17 protein-coding genes are annotated in these 14,948 nt (G+C 41.3%); 14 read left to right on the forward strand and 3 right to left on the reverse strand.

Translation table 11 applies throughout. The features are described from left to right. Positions 1-83: 83 nt before the first annotated feature. The 9 genes from H5125_RS11065 to H5125_RS11105 all read left to right on the forward strand — a co-directional run bounded on the left by H5125_RS11065 (position 84) and on the right by H5125_RS11105 (position 8,638). On the forward strand, positions 84-554 hold the full coding sequence (locus tag H5125_RS11065) for a SoxR reducing system RseC family protein (RefSeq protein WP_182744280.1): 471 nt from the start codon (positions 84-86) through the stop codon (positions 552-554). 417 nt (positions 555-971) lie between these two features. Next, complete coding sequence (lepA, locus tag H5125_RS11070) at positions 972-2,762, forward strand: translation elongation factor 4 (protein ID WP_101086349.1); 1,791 nt, start codon at positions 972-974, stop codon at positions 2,760-2,762. A gap of 465 nt (positions 2,763-3,227) precedes the next feature. Further along, positions 3,228-4,142: a signal peptidase I gene (gene lepB / locus H5125_RS11075; protein ID WP_101086350.1), complete on the forward strand. Its 915-nt coding sequence runs from the start codon at positions 3,228-3,230 to the stop codon at positions 4,140-4,142. Beyond that, a complete protein-coding gene (gene rnc / locus H5125_RS11080) occupies positions 4,142-4,822 on the forward strand; it encodes a ribonuclease III (protein ID WP_101086351.1) in 681 nt (226 codons plus the stop codon). Before lepB ends, rnc begins: the two co-directional genes overlap by 1 nt. Next, a complete protein-coding gene (gene era / locus H5125_RS11085) occupies positions 4,819-5,823 on the forward strand; it encodes a GTPase Era (RefSeq protein ID WP_101086352.1) in 1,005 nt (334 codons plus the stop codon). Before rnc ends, era begins: the two co-directional genes overlap by 4 nt. A 45-nt stretch (positions 5,824-5,868) precedes the next feature. Further along, positions 5,869-6,582 (forward strand): DNA repair protein RecO, encoded by a 714-nt coding sequence (recO, locus tag H5125_RS11090; RefSeq protein WP_182744276.1) that lies wholly within the window; start codon positions 5,869-5,871, stop codon positions 6,580-6,582. Positions 6,583-6,691: 109 nt separating this feature from the next. Beyond that, positions 6,692-7,429, forward strand: a complete 738-nt coding sequence (gene pdxJ / locus H5125_RS11095; protein WP_162023686.1) for a pyridoxine 5'-phosphate synthase — start codon at positions 6,692-6,694, stop codon at positions 7,427-7,429. Further along, positions 7,429-7,809: a holo-ACP synthase gene (gene acpS, locus H5125_RS11100; protein ID WP_101086355.1), complete on the forward strand. Its 381-nt coding sequence runs from the start codon at positions 7,429-7,431 to the stop codon at positions 7,807-7,809. The genes pdxJ and acpS overlap by 1 nt, the downstream gene beginning before the upstream one ends. Positions 7,810-8,113: 304 nt before the next feature. Continuing rightward, on the forward strand, positions 8,114-8,638 hold the full coding sequence (locus H5125_RS11105) for a DUF962 domain-containing protein (RefSeq protein ID WP_182744277.1): 525 nt from the start codon (positions 8,114-8,116) through the stop codon (positions 8,636-8,638). 61 nt (positions 8,639-8,699) lie between these two features. On the opposite strand, the gene H5125_RS11110 is transcribed toward H5125_RS11105, so the two are convergent. Next, positions 8,700-9,980, reverse strand: coding sequence for an HlyC/CorC family transporter (locus H5125_RS11110; protein ID WP_101086357.1), 1,281 nt, complete (start codon positions 9,978-9,980; stop codon positions 8,700-8,702). Between the two features lie 152 nt (positions 9,981-10,132). After that, the gene (locus H5125_RS11115) at positions 10,133-10,921 is read right to left on the reverse strand and encodes an inner membrane protein YpjD (protein WP_101086358.1); all 789 of its coding nucleotides are present in this window, start codon (positions 10,919-10,921) and stop codon (positions 10,133-10,135) included. A 281-nt stretch (positions 10,922-11,202) separates the two neighbouring features. Here H5125_RS11115 and ffh point away from each other — a divergent pair, with 281 nt between their 5' ends. The 5 genes from ffh (at position 11,203) to rplS (ending at position 14,758) form a co-directional block, all read left to right on the forward strand. Further along, entirely contained in the window at positions 11,203-12,576 is a 1,374-nt protein-coding gene (gene ffh / locus H5125_RS11120; protein ID WP_101086359.1) for a signal recognition particle protein, read from the forward strand. Between the two features lie 229 nt (positions 12,577-12,805). Beyond that, on the forward strand, positions 12,806-13,057 hold the full coding sequence (gene rpsP, locus H5125_RS11125) for a 30S ribosomal protein S16 (RefSeq protein ID WP_011638368.1): 252 nt from the start codon (positions 12,806-12,808) through the stop codon (positions 13,055-13,057). A 21-nt stretch (positions 13,058-13,078) separates the two neighbouring features. Beyond that, positions 13,079-13,609 carry a ribosome maturation factor RimM gene (gene rimM / locus H5125_RS11130; RefSeq protein WP_011638367.1) on the forward strand — a complete coding sequence of 177 codons (531 nt, stop codon included), beginning with the start codon at positions 13,079-13,081 and terminating at the stop codon, positions 13,607-13,609. 15 nt (positions 13,610-13,624) lie between these two features. Next, positions 13,625-14,371, forward strand: coding sequence for a tRNA (guanosine(37)-N1)-methyltransferase TrmD (gene trmD / locus H5125_RS11135; RefSeq protein ID WP_011638366.1), 747 nt, complete (start codon positions 13,625-13,627; stop codon positions 14,369-14,371). A 33-nt stretch (positions 14,372-14,404) separates the two neighbouring features. Continuing rightward, on the forward strand, positions 14,405-14,758 hold the full coding sequence (gene rplS, locus H5125_RS11140) for a 50S ribosomal protein L19 (protein WP_011638365.1): 354 nt from the start codon (positions 14,405-14,407) through the stop codon (positions 14,756-14,758). 3 nt (positions 14,759-14,761) lie between these two features. Here the strand turns inward: rplS and H5125_RS22070 are convergent. Further along, a partial coding sequence (locus H5125_RS22070; protein ID WP_220487337.1) for a hypothetical protein occupies positions 14,762-14,948 on the reverse strand: 187 nt, incomplete at its 5' end.

The following is a 14,948-nucleotide window of genomic DNA, read 5'->3' on the forward strand; positions in this document are numbered from 1 at the left end:
ATGAGCGGCATTGTGCTAAAATTGAATCCTTATTTATGGTTTGAGCTGATTATATGAATAGCCACATGTCCGAGTCATCCACTATGATGGAAGAAATTGCCCGCGTGGTTGATTATCAACAAGGCTGGGTAACTGTTGAGGTTGAATTAAAAAGTGCATGTAACCATTGTGCCAGCAGTGAAAATTGTGGCACATCGACGATCGCTAAAGCTTTTTCGGTTCATACACAACGTTTTTCATTACCGAGTGAAAGACCTTGCCATAGCGGTGATTTGCTTAAAATAGGTTTACCTGAAAGCGTCATCATTAAAGCGGCTGCATTGGTGTATTTATTGCCGTTAATTGGGTTGTTTTTATCGGCAATGATAGGGCATATGCTGGCTGCTGGAATAGGATTGAGTACCAATGGTTTTGCTATGGCTTTTGGTGCATTAGGCGCATTGGTTGCCTGGTTTATTGGTAAGCACTTCGCCACTGAACTAGAGGCTCACGCCACACCCGTTATCATTACCTATTTAGGCCAAGAAGTGGGCATTATCAGTGCCTGTCATTAGTTAGCCTGATCTCGGGATAACAAACTGCTCGCCCTTTGTTTTACTAACTGCGTTGAATGAACTTGCAATAGGCCAGATATACGCGCGTCAATTGGCCTTGTTAGTAAAAAATGACAATTTTGATAATGGTTAACTTCTAAGTTTATGATCTTTATAATCATATTCTCATCTCTTATCCCGAATTCAAGTTAGTGAATATTTTCCACATTTATGCTGATGACCTATGATGCCGTGTAACATGTTTAACCATCTCTTTTAACCTGAAAATGTGTGTACAGAGCCTCGAAAACCTCCTGTAATGGTTAATAATCGCCCCAAAATGGATACTATTGTTTAATCTGATTGGTATTACCCCCCCAATCAGGTACAATTTGCCACCTTAATTTTCATCATTTTAGTAGTAGTCATTGCAGCATAATGAAACACATTAGAAACTTCTCGATTATTGCCCATATCGACCATGGTAAATCAACTTTATCCGATCGCCTGATTCAGGTATGTGGCGGCTTAACTGACCGTGAAATGGCTGCACAGGTTTTAGATTCAATGGATCTAGAACGTGAGCGTGGCATTACGATCAAAGCCCAAAGTGTCACCTTAGATTACCATGCAAAAGATGGTAACACTTATCTACTCAACTTCATTGATACACCAGGCCACGTTGACTTCTCTTATGAAGTATCACGTTCTTTGGCTGCATGTGAAGGTGCACTATTAGTAGTTGATGCTGGTCAAGGCGTAGAAGCTCAGACATTAGCAAACTGCTATACCGCACTAGAAATGAATTTAGACGTAGTTCCTGTATTAAATAAAATTGACTTACCTCAGGCTGAACCAGACCGTGTAGCAGCAGAGATTGAAGATATCGTTGGCATTGATGCCATGGATGCTGTGCGTTGTTCAGCAAAGACAGGTGTTGGCGTTGATTTAGTACTAGAGGAAATTATCGCAAAAATTCCTCCGCCAGTGGGCGATGAGTCTGCGCCTTTACAAGCGTTGATTATTGACTCATGGTTTGATGCATACCTTGGTGTTGTTTCTTTAGTACGTATTAAGAATGGCATACTTAAGAAAGGTGAAAAATTTAAAGTGATGTCCACTGGACAAAACTATAACGCCGATCGCGTAGGCATTTTTACCCCAAAAGAAAAAGACAAAACAGAGCTTCGTGCAGGTGAAGTGGGTTATGTGATTTCTGGTATTAAAGAAATTCACGGTGCGCCAGTAGGTGATACCTTGACCCATGCAAAAAATGGCGCGGACAAACCTCTTCCAGGCTTTAAACGTGTTAAGCCTCAGGTTTATGCCGGTGTATTCCCAATTTCTACCGATGAATATGAAAGCTTCCGTGATGCGTTAAATAAATTAAGTTTGAATGATGCATCACTGTTTTTTGAACCTGAAACTTCATCAGCGTTAGGTTTTGGTTTCCGTATAGGTTTTCTCGGCCTTCTGCACATGGAGATTGTCCAGGAGCGTTTAGAGCGCGAATATAATCTAGATTTGATCACGACGGCACCCACAGTGGTGTACGAAGTTATCATGAACAATGGTGAAACGATTTATGTCGATAATCCTTCAGGCCTACCTGCGCTGAATAATATCGAAGAAATTCGTGAACCGATTGTTGAAGCCAATATATTAGTGCCAAAAGAATACTTAGGTAACGTGATTACCTTGTGTATTGAAAAGCGCGGTTCGCAAACCAATATGGTTTATCACGGTAATCAAGTGGCCGTGACTTATCATTTGCCGATGGCTGAAGTGGTCATGGATTTCTTTGACCGTCTTAAGTCAACGAGTCGTGGTTATGCGTCATTAGAGTATAACTTTATTCGTTTTGATCCTGCAGATATGGTGCGACTGGACATTTTAATCAATGGCGACAGAGTTGATGCATTAGCGATGATTATTCATCGCAGTAATATTCGTCATCGTGGTTTGGCATTGGTTGAAAAGATGAAAGAACTGATCCCTCGCCAAATGTTTGATATTGCTATTCAGGCTGCTGTTGGTAGTCAGATTATTGCTCGTTCAAGTATTAAAGCATTACGTAAAGATGTAACCGCTAAGTGTTATGGTGGTGACGTTTCACGTAAGAAGAAACTACTTAACAAGCAGAAAGAAGGTAAAAAACGCATGAAGCAAGTCGGTAACGTTGAAGTGCCACAAGAGGCATTCTTAGCGGTATTGAAACTTAACGATTAATTATAATTAATTGTTTTAGTTTGCTAGTGCCTGTTGATGTTTTCTGGTTAAATTTTGTTCGAGATAAAAACGTTTTAATCGAGGCGAGTGGATTGCTGCCTAGTAATCTAAGCACCACTTGATTCACAAAGAATCACTCAATAAAGAGTAAAACGTTTTTAGCCGAACCCTTCGGGCAGCGTTTGTTGGCCATTTTTACTGCGTTATCGGCTTTTTATGTAGAATAACTACACTACAAAGCCTCTGCCTTGTATAAATGACCAACAATTCGCTGCAAAAAAAACCTTGAAAGATTAACCGACACTAAACGCCGCGTATTGCGGCGTTATCGTTATTTTTACTATATATTTTGTAACACTCAACTGGGTGAATGTTTATTCGTTAATCACCATACTGGATTGAGTTATTCTGAGCCTTTGCTCAAGCCATATGGATCCAACACACCTAGCAGGAGATAAATCAGTAATGGCAGCCTATTTTTCGCTCATTTTAGTACTCGTAACCTTAGTCAGTGGACTTATTTGGTTAATTGATGTGGTATTTTTTGCGCCTAAACGCCGTGAAAGCTTATTAGCAGCACAAGCTAACTCAACTCAGTTAAGTGCAGATGCGATAGATAAAATCATTCGTGAGCCCGTGTTAGTTGAAACTGCACATTCGATTTTTCCGGTTATCGCCTTTGTGATGATTTTACGATCTTTTATCTATGAGCCATTTCAAATTCCATCTGGTTCGATGATGCCGACACTCTTAGTGGGTGATTTCATTCTGGTTGAAAAGTTTAGTTACGGGTTACGCGATCCTGTATGGCGCAGCAAACTAGTTGAAACCGGTGAACCTGAGCGCGGAGACGTATTTGTATTTAAATACCCTGAAAACCCAAAAATTGACTATATAAAGCGTGTGGTTGGTTTACCAGGTGACAAGATATTTTATCGTAATAAACAACTGATGATCCAAGAAGCGTGTGTCAATAAATCTGACTGCCCAGCGGCTCATACGATTGAGCATGTAGAAATTAATCGTGGTGAGTTTAGCCAAAATGACGTGCCATTAATTCGTTTGAGTGAGCAATTAGGCGATGTAGAACACGATATTTTGCTTAATCCATCGCGCCCTGATTTCAGACAGCACTTTTATCCTCAAGCGGGTCTTCCTGCTGGTGAGTTCGTTGTCCCTCAAGGAATGTATTTTGCCATGGGTGATAACCGTGATAATAGTACCGATAGTCGATTCTGGGGCTTTGTACCGGAAGAGAATCTTGTCGGTAAAGCCGTTGCAATTTGGATTAGTTTTGAATTTGATCGTAAACCGAGTGATGTGTTACCAACGTGGGTACCGACCGGAGTACGTTTTGATAGAGTAGGTGGAATACATTGATGGAACCCATTAAAAATTTGCCGCGTTTGTGCCGTACTTTAGGGTATGAGTTTAATAATATTGAATTACTCATTCAGGCCTTAACGCATCGCAGCGCAGCAAATAAACATAATGAGCGTTTAGAGTTTTTAGGCGATTCGATTCTATCGATAGCTATTTCAGATGCCTTATATCATCAGTTTCCAAAGGCGACTGAAGGTGATTTAAGCCGTATGCGCGCTACTTTAGTCAAAGGTGACACACTGACAATCATCGCTCAAGAGTTCAAGCTAGGTGATTATTTGTATTTAGGCCCTGGTGAACTCAAAAGCGGTGGCTTTAGACGCGAATCTATTTTAGCGGATGCCGTAGAGGCTATTATTGGTGCAGTTTACCTTGATGCCGATATTGAAGTGTGCCGTAAGCTATTATTATCATGGTATCAAGAGCGTTTAGCTGAGATAAAACCGGGTATTAATCAGAAAGATCCGAAGACAATTTTGCAAGAATACCTGCAAGGTTTTAAAAAGCCATTGCCAGATTACCAAGTTGTTGCAGTAGAAGGTGAAGCGCATGATCAAACCTTCACCGTAGAATGTAAAATTAGTGAATTAGATAAAGTTGTCACCGGTGTGGCAAGTTCAAGAAGAAAAGCTGAACAGCTTGCCGCTGCTCAGGTATTGGAGCTACTGAATAAATGACCAAAAAAACAGACTTGCCAGCAGGTGATAACCAAGAGCCTAGCTTAGATGAACTGCTGGCAAGGATGAACCAAGCAGCACCAACCGCAACAGCCAAATACGATGTAACTTATTGTGGCATGGTGGCTATTGTCGGTCGTCCCAATGTGGGTAAATCAACGCTTTTGAACAAGTTACTTGGTCAAAAGGTGAGTATTACCTCAAAAAAACCACAAACAACTCGTCACCGTATCATGGGTATTCATACCGATGGCCCAAGCCAGATTATATTTATTGATACACCTGGTCTACACATCGAAGAAAAGCGTGCGATAAACCGCTTGATGAACCGTGCGGCTGCCAGTTCATTAGCTGATGTTGCTATGGTTATTTTTGTTGTTGATGGTATGACGTGGACTGCCGATGATGAGATGGTTCTTCAAAAAATTCAACATCGAAATGACGATCGAAAAATCATTTTAGCCATCAATAAAGTTGATAATATTAAAGATAAAGAATCATTATTCCCTTATTTAACTGAATTGGCTAAAAAGTTTGATTTTGATGAAATTTTGCCAATATCAGCCAGTAAAGGCACCAATGTGCAACGCATTTTGGATATGGCGCGTGAATCATTACCTGAAGCCCCATTTTATTTCCCTGAAGATTACGTGACCGATCGCTCACAACGCTTTATGGCATCTGAAATTGTCCGTGAAAAGCTAATGCGCTTCCTTGGGGATGAACTTCCTTACGACGCAACGGTAGAGATTGAACAGTTTAAAATGATGGAAAATGGCGTCTATCAAATTAATGCGTTAATTCTGGTTGAACGTGAAGGCCAAAAACGTATGGTAATTGGCAATAAAGGTGAGCGAATTCGAACGATTGCAACGCAATCTCGTCTAGACATGGAAACCTTATTTGACAATAAAGTATTTCTTGAAGTGTGGGTGAAAGTGAAATCAGGTTGGGCTGATGATGAACGTGCATTGAGAAGTTTAGGCTATGGCGAAAGCTAAATTGGCTTTAGCGTTACTGATTATGTATTTATAGGCATGGCCACTATGAAACGTGGCTATGTCCTTCATCATCGACAATTTCGTGAATCGAGCGTAATCGTTAATTTGCTGGTAGAGGGTGTTGGACGTGTTGATGCCATTACTCGAGTCGGTTCTGGTAAACGGTCAATTAAAAGTATCTTACAACCTTTTCAACCGCTAATTATCCAATTTAGTGCCAAGTCCGAAGCCAGAAATTTAGGGTTGAAAAATATTACCCAAATTGAAGCCGCTGCACCTGCTATGCCGCTGAGCGGTAATAGTCTTTATTCTGGTTTTTACTTAAACGAAATATTGGTTCGCCTATTATCAGTCGATCACCAAGCTGAAGGTCTCTTTCTCGATTATCATCGTGCGCTACTGGCGTTAGCGAAACAGTTTTGTTCAAGCCACCTGCGTTATTTTGAAATGGCATTGTTACTCGAGTTAGGTGCATTGCCGTCTCTTGCTTATGACACCCAAGGTGACTCGTTAGATGACAGTTGCCACTATCGGTTTATTGCAGAGAGTGGTTTTATCCCTGTAGTAACCACTCAAGAAAGCTCTTTTTCTCATGGTAAAGGCTGTTTATCTGGGGCGATGTTGCTAGCATTGGCATCACAAAACCTGCAACCTGAACAGTTTAATCAAGCTAAAGGATTAATGCGTTATTTACTCACACCATTGTTGGGTAATAAGCCGTTATTAAGTAGGCAGTTATTCAGTAATAAATCGGATTAGCATATAATCTATTCTAAACCCAACACATGGACCAAACACTTGTAAATTAGTGCATAACTTTGGTTATCGTGTGCCTCATTGTGTTATTTATTATTTTAAGGAGCTCGATGTGAGCGGAATACTATTAGGCATTAACATCGATCATATCGCGACATTGCGTCAGGCCCGCGGTACTCATTATCCTGATCCCGTACACGCAGCTGCAGTAGCAGAGCATGCCGGCGCCGATGGTATCACCATACATTTACGTGAAGATCGTCGCCACATTCAAGATCGTGATGTGTATTTATTGGCAAAAACATTGAAGACCAGAATGAACTTCGAGTTTGCTGTCACTGAAGAAATGATCGCTATCGCCTGTGATATCAAACCAGCGTATGCATGTTTAGTCCCAGAGAAGCGTGAAGAGCTAACAACTGAAGGCGGTCTTGATGTCGCAGGTCAGTTAGAAAAAATCCGCTCAGCCGTCACACGTTTGGCTGCAGAAGGTATTAAAGTGTCATTATTTATTGATGCTGATAAAACTCAAATTGATGCCGCAGTGTTATCTGGCGCACCTTATATTGAGATCCATACTGGTTGTTATGCTGATGCCATCACCGATGCTGAGCAGGCAAATGAATTAGCTCGTATTACTGAAATGGCACAATATGCTCACAGTAAAGGTTTAGTGGTTAATGCTGGGCATGGATTGCATTATCACAATGTTAAGGCTATCGCGGCTATTCCTGAGCTTTATGAGCTTAATATTGGTCATGCTGTGATTGCTCGAGCCGCTATTGATGGTTTGGACACTGCAGTACGGGATATGAAGAAACTGATGCTTGAAGGCCGCAGAGGCGAATAATGGCGATTGTAGGGATAGGAACAGACATTGTTGAGATTGCCCGCATCAGTGAGCAGCGAGAGCGCCTAGGTGACAGGTTAGCCAGAAGAGTGCTGACCGAGTCTGAGCTTACTACTTACTTGCAATCAAAACAGCCTGAGCGATTTTTAGCTAAGCGTTTTGCCGCCAAAGAAGCTGCAGCAAAAGCCTTAGGCACAGGAATTGGCCGAGGTGTGTCGTTTCAACATATCCATATCGACAATGATGATAATGGCGCGCCCCAGGTACGTTTTACCGATGGCGCGCTAGCACGGCTTGAACAATTAGCGGGCAAGCATGGTTTTATCAGTATTGCAGATGAAAAACATTATGCTGTAGCCACTGTGGTGTTAGAAAGTTGATGTGAACCATATTAGGCTATTTATTAAAGGCGCATTAGCGCCTTTTTTGTGAGCTATTAAAATTGCCGTAAGTGGGGTAGATTAACAAGATATCAACAACTCATCTCAGAACGAGATGATAACTGACATCAAACAGTCTTTTTCTATACTAATACGACGACATCACACTAGATTAATATTGGTAAATCAATACGGATTGTTAGCAAAAATGATCCATTAGATATGAATTAGATTGAATATCATGATGCCAGTTTACCTACCTCATTCCTTCTTTTGAGCTGAGGTTAACTAGAGAGAATCAAAAATGAAATCGGCAGTAGAACAACTTTCAACTTATAAAAGTGTGCATTTAAACCCACAAAACATAAAGACGCATTTTGTCGGTGTTCCAATGATTATCTGGTCGGCATTTTTGATGCTGGGGACACTTCGCTTTGCATGGCAGGATTATCAAGTGAGTGCTGCGATGATATTAGCTGTTGTGGTATTGGGCTACTATATGGCACTTCATATGCGCCTGGCACTTGGATTAGTATTGTTCATTCTGCCGGTGTTATACACCACTGAGCTGGTTGTTCATACTTCACATCCCTTTATCATTGCCATTAGTATTTTTGTTATTGGCTGGGTTATTCAGTTTATTGGCCATAAATATGAAAAGGCTAAACCTGCTTTTATGGATGATCTCAATCAGCTTCTGATTGGGCCATTTTTTTTGATGGCAGAGTTGTATTTCATATTAGGTTTGGAAAAAGACTTAGCCGCAGAAATTACCCCAATCGCACGTGATAAACGCCGTGCTTTAGAGGCTAAGCGTCTTGCATCGTAATGAATGACCAATTCATGGCAATAAAAAAGGCGCTTGCAGCGCCTTTTTTATGTGTAAAAATTTACTCGTTATCATCAATTAACGTTAAATTGCTGGGTAAAACTCTGACTGTTTTAATCATATTATCTGCAACATCGATGACTTCTATTTGATAATCAACGATGCGTAAGCTGGTGTTTGCTGCAGGAATATCTTCCAGAAATTCAATGATCAGGCCATTTAAGGTTTTAGGGCCATCAATCGGAAGATTCCATTTCATTTCTTTATTAAGGTCACGAATGTTAATCGTGGCATCAATTAAGAAACTACCATCTTGTTGGATATTAATGTCTTCACTTGCCGTGGTCAGCATTGAGGTTGTGAAGTCACCGACAATCTCTTCTAAAATATCTTCAAGTGTGACTAAGCCCTGAATATCACCGTACTCATCAACAACTAACCCTATGCGTTCTTTATTTTGCTGGAAATTAGTCAATTGAACGTTTAGTGGTGTGCCTTCAGGAATAAAGTATAACTCCTTAACAGCCCTTAATAATGATGACTTACTGAATTGCTCTTTGGATTGTAAGCGCAAAGCATCACGTAAGTGAATAAACCCGACAGCATCATCGATGTTGTCGCGATAGACTAACACTCGAGTATGAGGACTTTGAACCACTTGCTTATTTATCAATTTAAAATCGTCATTGACGTTAATAGCATAAATATCTGAGCGTGAAATCATAATGTCTTCGACTGTGACTTTTTCTAAATCTAAAATCGACAATAACATTTCTTGGTGACGCTGTGGGATTAGTGCTCCAGCTTCATGCACAACTGTGCGCAGTTCTTCTTGGCTTAACGCGTCACTTGTTTTGACGGTTTTAATGCCCATTAAACGTAAAAACATTGAGGTAATTAAGTTGATTGCTTTCACTAATGGCGACAGCAATATTAATAACCAACCTAATAAAATACTCGATGGAAATGCAATACGTTCAGGGTGCAAAGCCGCAAACGTTTTTGGTGTGACCTCAGCAAACACTAACACCACTATAGTCAGAACACCGGTTGCAATAGCAACACCCATATCACCAAACAAGCGCATACCGATAATAGTCGCAATTGCAGATGCAAGAATGTTAACCAGATTATTACCGATGAGAATCAAGCCAATGAGTCGATCTGGGCGGTCGAGTAACTTTAAGGCGCGCTGTGCACCTTTGTGGTCATTGGATGCAAGATGTCGTAAGCGGTATCGATTGAGGCTCATCATTGCGGTTTCTGAACCAGAAAAATAAGCAGAAATCACGATTAAAACCAAAAGGAAAATAAGGAGTGCGCTGGTAGATATAGCGTCCAAAAAAGGGGCCCCATAAAGTGGTGTGAAATTGACCTATTGGTCAAATTGTCAGAAATTTAACGGCCATTATTTATTATTGGCCGTTAGTGTCAAGTAATCTTGGTTATTTTTCAACAGAATAGAAAAGCATATTCAGCGTAAAGATATTAAAATTAGTTTAATATCAATTCTTTAACAACTCTAGCACCAAAATATGCGAGAGATAGTAAGCCTGCACCCGATAAGCTATAAATCACTGCGGTACGGATTCTACAGCCAACAGTATATTGTTGCCACAACATCGCAGCGTAAACCACCCAAGCTATTATTGATAATATTGCCTTATGGCCTTTACCGTCGCCAAACATATCTTCTAAAAATACAAATCCAGTTACTAGCGATAAACTCAGTAAAATAAATCCAATAATGATGAGGTGATAAAGTTGCTTTTCAACCGTCATTAATGGCGGCATTGCTGGGCTCATCATCATTTGCTTTTTCTTCAGTTTATTCTGGATAAACCATAATTGAATGGCGTACATAGCCGCTATCATCAATGCGCTATAGGCCATGAGTGATAACACTACATGTGCCAGAAGTTCAGGGTGTATTTCAAAATGAGTAATAAACTGCGGCGGCACTAACCATAGAAGTGCTACTGACAATATTGAGCAGGCATACACAACGGGCACTACAATGATGACTTTAAGTCGAGGCATTGTAATCGTGAACGTTAATGCAATAATCCAGTTAACCAATGAAATTACGTTGGTTAAACTAAAGTTTTGTCCATCGACAGTAAAAACCGCATTCGAAAGTGCAAACCCGTGCATGATGACGGCAATACCAGAAGCCAGCATAACGGCCTTACGATTAGGCCCTTCAACATGAAAAAGTCTGCTTGTTACTAAAACCAAAGCTAAACAATAAAACAGCATGGCTGCCGCTGAAAAAATAACCATTGAGACTCAACCTATCATAGTAATTAATGCTGAAAAACTGCGCTGTGAGTGTTGAACAATACTATCAAAGCATCACATTTTCATTATTTTATTAGATTAACATGATCAGGGCCTAATATGGCAGTGACCTAAGACCCAAAATTTAACAGTTTCCTACCTTTAGCTACAATAATTTACTCAAAATGAGTCAGTGTTTACGTTCTTCGCGTTGCAAGTATCGTAATTTGGAGTGGCTTGGGTATAATGGGCTCAATTATCGATATGCTTAAAAGAGCCGCTCAATGTTTGAAAATTTATCTGACAGACTTTCACGCACACTAAAAAACATTAGTGGCCGTGGTCGCTTAACAGAAGACAACATTAAAGAAACCCTGCGTGAAGTGCGTATGGCGCTGCTTGAGGCGGATGTAGCTTTACCTGTTGTTAGAGACTTCGTTAACAGCGTAAAAGAACGCGCTGTGGGTCAAGAGGTGTCAAAAAGCTTAAGCCCAGGGCAAGCCTTTATCAAAATTGTCCAAAACGAACTTGAAAAAGCCATGGGTGAGGCGAATGAAGCCCTCGACTTAGCGGCAATACCTCCGGCTGTGATCATGATGGCGGGTCTTCAAGGCGCGGGTAAAACAACCTCGGTAGCCAAATTAGGTAAATTTTTACGTACACGTCATAAAAAATCAGTCCTTGTCGTCAGTGCGGATGTATACCGTCCTGCGGCAATTAAACAACTTGAAACATTGGCTGCAGAAGTTGAGGTTGAATTCTTTCCGTCTGACGTGAGCCAAAAGCCAGTTGATATTGCTAAAGCCGCAATAAGCTATGCAAAATTAAAATTCATTGATGTGGTGATTGTCGATACAGCAGGTCGCCTGCACGTTGATGAAGCTATGATGGATGAAATCAAACAGCTGCATGCTACTGTAAATCCGATTGAGACCTTATTCGTTGTTGACGCGATGACGGGGCAAGATGCGGCCAACACAGCTAAAGCATTCAATGAAGCGTTACCTTTGACGGGTGTTATTTTAACCAAAGTTGATGGTGATGCTCGCGGTGGTGCAGCGTTATCGATTCGCAGTATCACAGGTAAGCCAATTAAATTTTTAGGTGTTGGTGAGAAAACCGATGCATTAGAGCCTTTCCATCCAGACCGTATTGCTTCGCGCATTCTCGGAATGGGTGATGTGTTGTCTTTAATTGAAGAAGTTGAACGTGGCGTCGATAAAGACAAAGCGATGAAGCTGGCTTCAAAAGTTAAATCCGGCGGCAGTTTCGACCTAGAAGATTTTCGTGAGCAATTGCAGCAAATGAAAAACATGGGCGGAATGATGAACATGCTTGAGAAGCTTCCGGGTGTAGGACAATTACCACCAGAAGCATTGGCCCAGGTTCAAGACGGTAAAATGACCGGACAAATGGAAGCCATTATTAATTCAATGACCTCTAAAGAACGTAAGAATCCAGATTTGATTAAAGGATCTCGTAAACGTAGAATCGCTGGCGGTTCAGGTACCCAAATTCAAGATGTAAACCGCTTATTGAAGCAATTTACCCAAATGCAGAAAATGATGAAAAAGATGTCTGGCAAGGGTGGAATGAAGAAGATGATGCGCGGAATGGGCGGAATGTTACCACCAGGAATGAAGTTTCCTGGTCGATAATAACAGCATCTTTCAAGAGCAAAACTAGTAATTTTTAAATTCAATCAGTTGGTTAGGTTATATTTTTGACTTTATTGCAACAAAATGGGTGAGCTAAAAATCATCAGATTTGGTTGCAATAGTTCAAAAGTCAGGTAAAATCTTCCGGCTTTCTTTCTGGGACTCTTCGCGAACACGGAGTTCCAGTTTTTATTTTTGCTTCTAGCAAATCATTAGAGGAATAAAACGCATGGTTACCATTCGTTTAGCTCGTGGCGGCGCAAAAAAGCGTCCATTTTACAATATCGTTGTTGCTGATAGCCGCAATGCTCGTGACGGTCGTTTCATCGAACGTGTAGGTTTCTTCAATCCATTGGCCCGTGGCCAAGAAGAAACTTTACGTTTAGATCTTGATCGTGTTGAGCACTGGGTTGCTACTGGCGCTGCAACATCTGAGCGTGTTGCAAAACTGATTAAAGACGCGCGTAAAGCTGTTGCTTAATTGCGTATAAGGTATAGATAGATGAGTAGTAACCAAGAGCTAGTTGTACTGGGTAAGTTAGGTTCCAGTCATGGTATTAAAGGTTGGCTAAAAATCACTTCCTATACCGATTCTGTTGAAGGTATTTTCGATTATTCGCCTTGGCTTATAAAAGAACAAGGCGTTTGGCGTGAAGTTAAGGTCGCTCAGTGGCGTTTTCAAGGTAAAGCTGTCGTGGCTGAACTAGAAGGTGTCGCTACCAGAGAACATGCGCAAATGCTCACAAATTGTGAAATTGCGATCATGCCTGAGCAAATGAAAGATTTGGATGATAGTGAATTCTATCATCGTGATCTTATCGGCTGCGAAGTGACCAATATAAACGGCTATAACATGGGTATTGTTGACCAGATCGTGGAAACAGGATCAAACGACGTACTACTGATTAAAGCTAATGCCAAAGATGCCTTCGGCAAAGCGGAACGTATGATCCCCTTTGTCCCTGAGCAGTTCATCAAACAGGTGGACTTGCAAGGGAAACAGATTTTAGTGGATTGGGATCCTGACTTCTAAGTCGAGGTACAACATATGTGGTTAGGGGTAATCACCCTGTTTCCAGAGATGTTTCGTGCTGTTACAGACTTTGGGGTTACGGGTCGAGCCGTGAAAAACGGCCTGCTAGAGGTGCAAACGTGGAATCCTCGAGATTTCACCCATGATAGACATAATACTGTGGACGACCGACCTTATGGTGGTGGGCCCGGTATGTTAATGATGGTGCAACCTCTGCGTGATGCTATCCATGCAGCTAAAGCAGCTGCAGGTGATAGGGCAAAAGTGATTTATCTATCTCCTCAGGGACGCAAGCTGGATCAGCATGGCGTTACTGAGTTAGCTAAATCAGAGTGTTTGATTTTAGTGTGTGGTCGATACGAAGGTGTTGATGAACGCATTATTCAAACAGAAGTTGATGAAGAATGGTCTATCGGTGATTACGTACTTTCGGGTGGTGAGTTACCGGCAATGACGTTAATCGATTCAGTGGCTCGTTTAGTACCTGGTGTACTGGGCAAGCAAGCGTCAGCAGAGCAAGATTCTTTCTCTGATGGTTTACTGGATTGTCCTCATTATACGCGCCCTGAACAATTGGATGGTCTTGACGTACCCGCAGTGCTGCTAAGCGGTGACCACGAAAAAATTAGACTCTGGCGTTTACAACAAAGTATCGGAAGAACTTTTTTGAGACGACCAGAATTATTTGAAAATCTAGCTCTGACTGACGAACAAACGACTTTATTAGCGCAGTTCGTGAATGAAACGGACAAGTCCGCATAGTCAACGCTCAGTTATTACTAGGATGGAGTAATTATGAACAACATCATTAAAATGCTCAACGATGAGCAAATGAAAACAGATGTGCCTGATTTTGGTGCTGGTGATACAGTAGTAGTTCAAGTACGTGTTAAGGAAGGCGAAAAAGAGCGTCTTCAAGCTTTTGAAGGTTTGGTAATTGCTAAGCGTAACCGTGGTCTGCATTCTGCATTCACAGTACGTAAAATCTCTAATGGCGAAGGTGTTGAGCGTGCTTTCCAGACGCATAGCCCGCTAATTGCTAGCATCGAAGTTAAGCGTCGCGGTCGTGTACGTCGTGCTAAACTGTACTATTTACGTGAGCGTTCAGGTAAGTCTGCACGTATCCGTGAAAAATTGGCAACTAAGTAATAGTTACCAATACAGAATAAAGATGCAGTGTTCGCACAACAACCCGCCGAAAGGCGGGTTTTTGTTTGTGGGGCTTTTAAAAATAATAAAGGGATAACAGCGAATAGAGCGGTAATAGCGAATAGAGTGGTAACGACGAGTAGAGCGGTAACAGCGAGCAGAGCGGTAACGACGAGTAGAGCGGTAACAG

Origin of the sequence: Shewanella sp. SR44-4 (genome assembly GCF_014163715.1) — a bacterium.
In the GTDB taxonomy this organism is placed as follows: Bacteria; Pseudomonadota; Gammaproteobacteria; order Enterobacterales; family Shewanellaceae; genus Shewanella.

Bases quoted from the DNA above. Each gene is read 5' to 3' on its own strand.
- trmD (WP_011638366.1), top strand. From the start codon at position 13,625: ATGTGGTTAGGGGTAATCACCCTGTTTCCAGAGATGTTTCGTGCTGTT.
- H5125_RS11105 (WP_182744277.1), top strand. From the start codon at position 8,114: ATGAAATCGGCAGTAGAACAACTTTCAACTTATAAAAGTGTGCATTTA.
- recO (WP_182744276.1), top strand. From the start codon at position 5,869: ATGAAACGTGGCTATGTCCTTCATCATCGACAATTTCGTGAATCGAGC.
- rplS (WP_011638365.1), top strand. From the start codon at position 14,405: ATGAACAACATCATTAAAATGCTCAACGATGAGCAAATGAAAACAGAT.
- era (WP_101086352.1), top strand. From the start codon at position 4,819: ATGACCAAAAAAACAGACTTGCCAGCAGGTGATAACCAAGAGCCTAGC.
- rpsP (WP_011638368.1), top strand. From the start codon at position 12,806: ATGGTTACCATTCGTTTAGCTCGTGGCGGCGCAAAAAAGCGTCCATTT.
- lepB (WP_101086350.1), top strand. From the start codon at position 3,228: ATGGCAGCCTATTTTTCGCTCATTTTAGTACTCGTAACCTTAGTCAGT.
- lepA (WP_101086349.1), top strand. From the start codon at position 972: ATGAAACACATTAGAAACTTCTCGATTATTGCCCATATCGACCATGGT.
- H5125_RS11115 (WP_101086358.1), bottom strand. From the start codon at position 10,921: ATGGTTATTTTTTCAGCGGCAGCCATGCTGTTTTATTGTTTAGCTTTG.
- rimM (WP_011638367.1), top strand. From the start codon at position 13,079: ATGAGTAGTAACCAAGAGCTAGTTGTACTGGGTAAGTTAGGTTCCAGT.
- rnc (WP_101086351.1), top strand. From the start codon at position 4,142: ATGGAACCCATTAAAAATTTGCCGCGTTTGTGCCGTACTTTAGGGTAT.
- acpS (WP_101086355.1), top strand. From the start codon at position 7,429: ATGGCGATTGTAGGGATAGGAACAGACATTGTTGAGATTGCCCGCATC.
- H5125_RS11065 (WP_182744280.1), top strand. From the start codon at position 84: ATGATGGAAGAAATTGCCCGCGTGGTTGATTATCAACAAGGCTGGGTA.
- ffh (WP_101086359.1), top strand. From the start codon at position 11,203: ATGTTTGAAAATTTATCTGACAGACTTTCACGCACACTAAAAAACATT.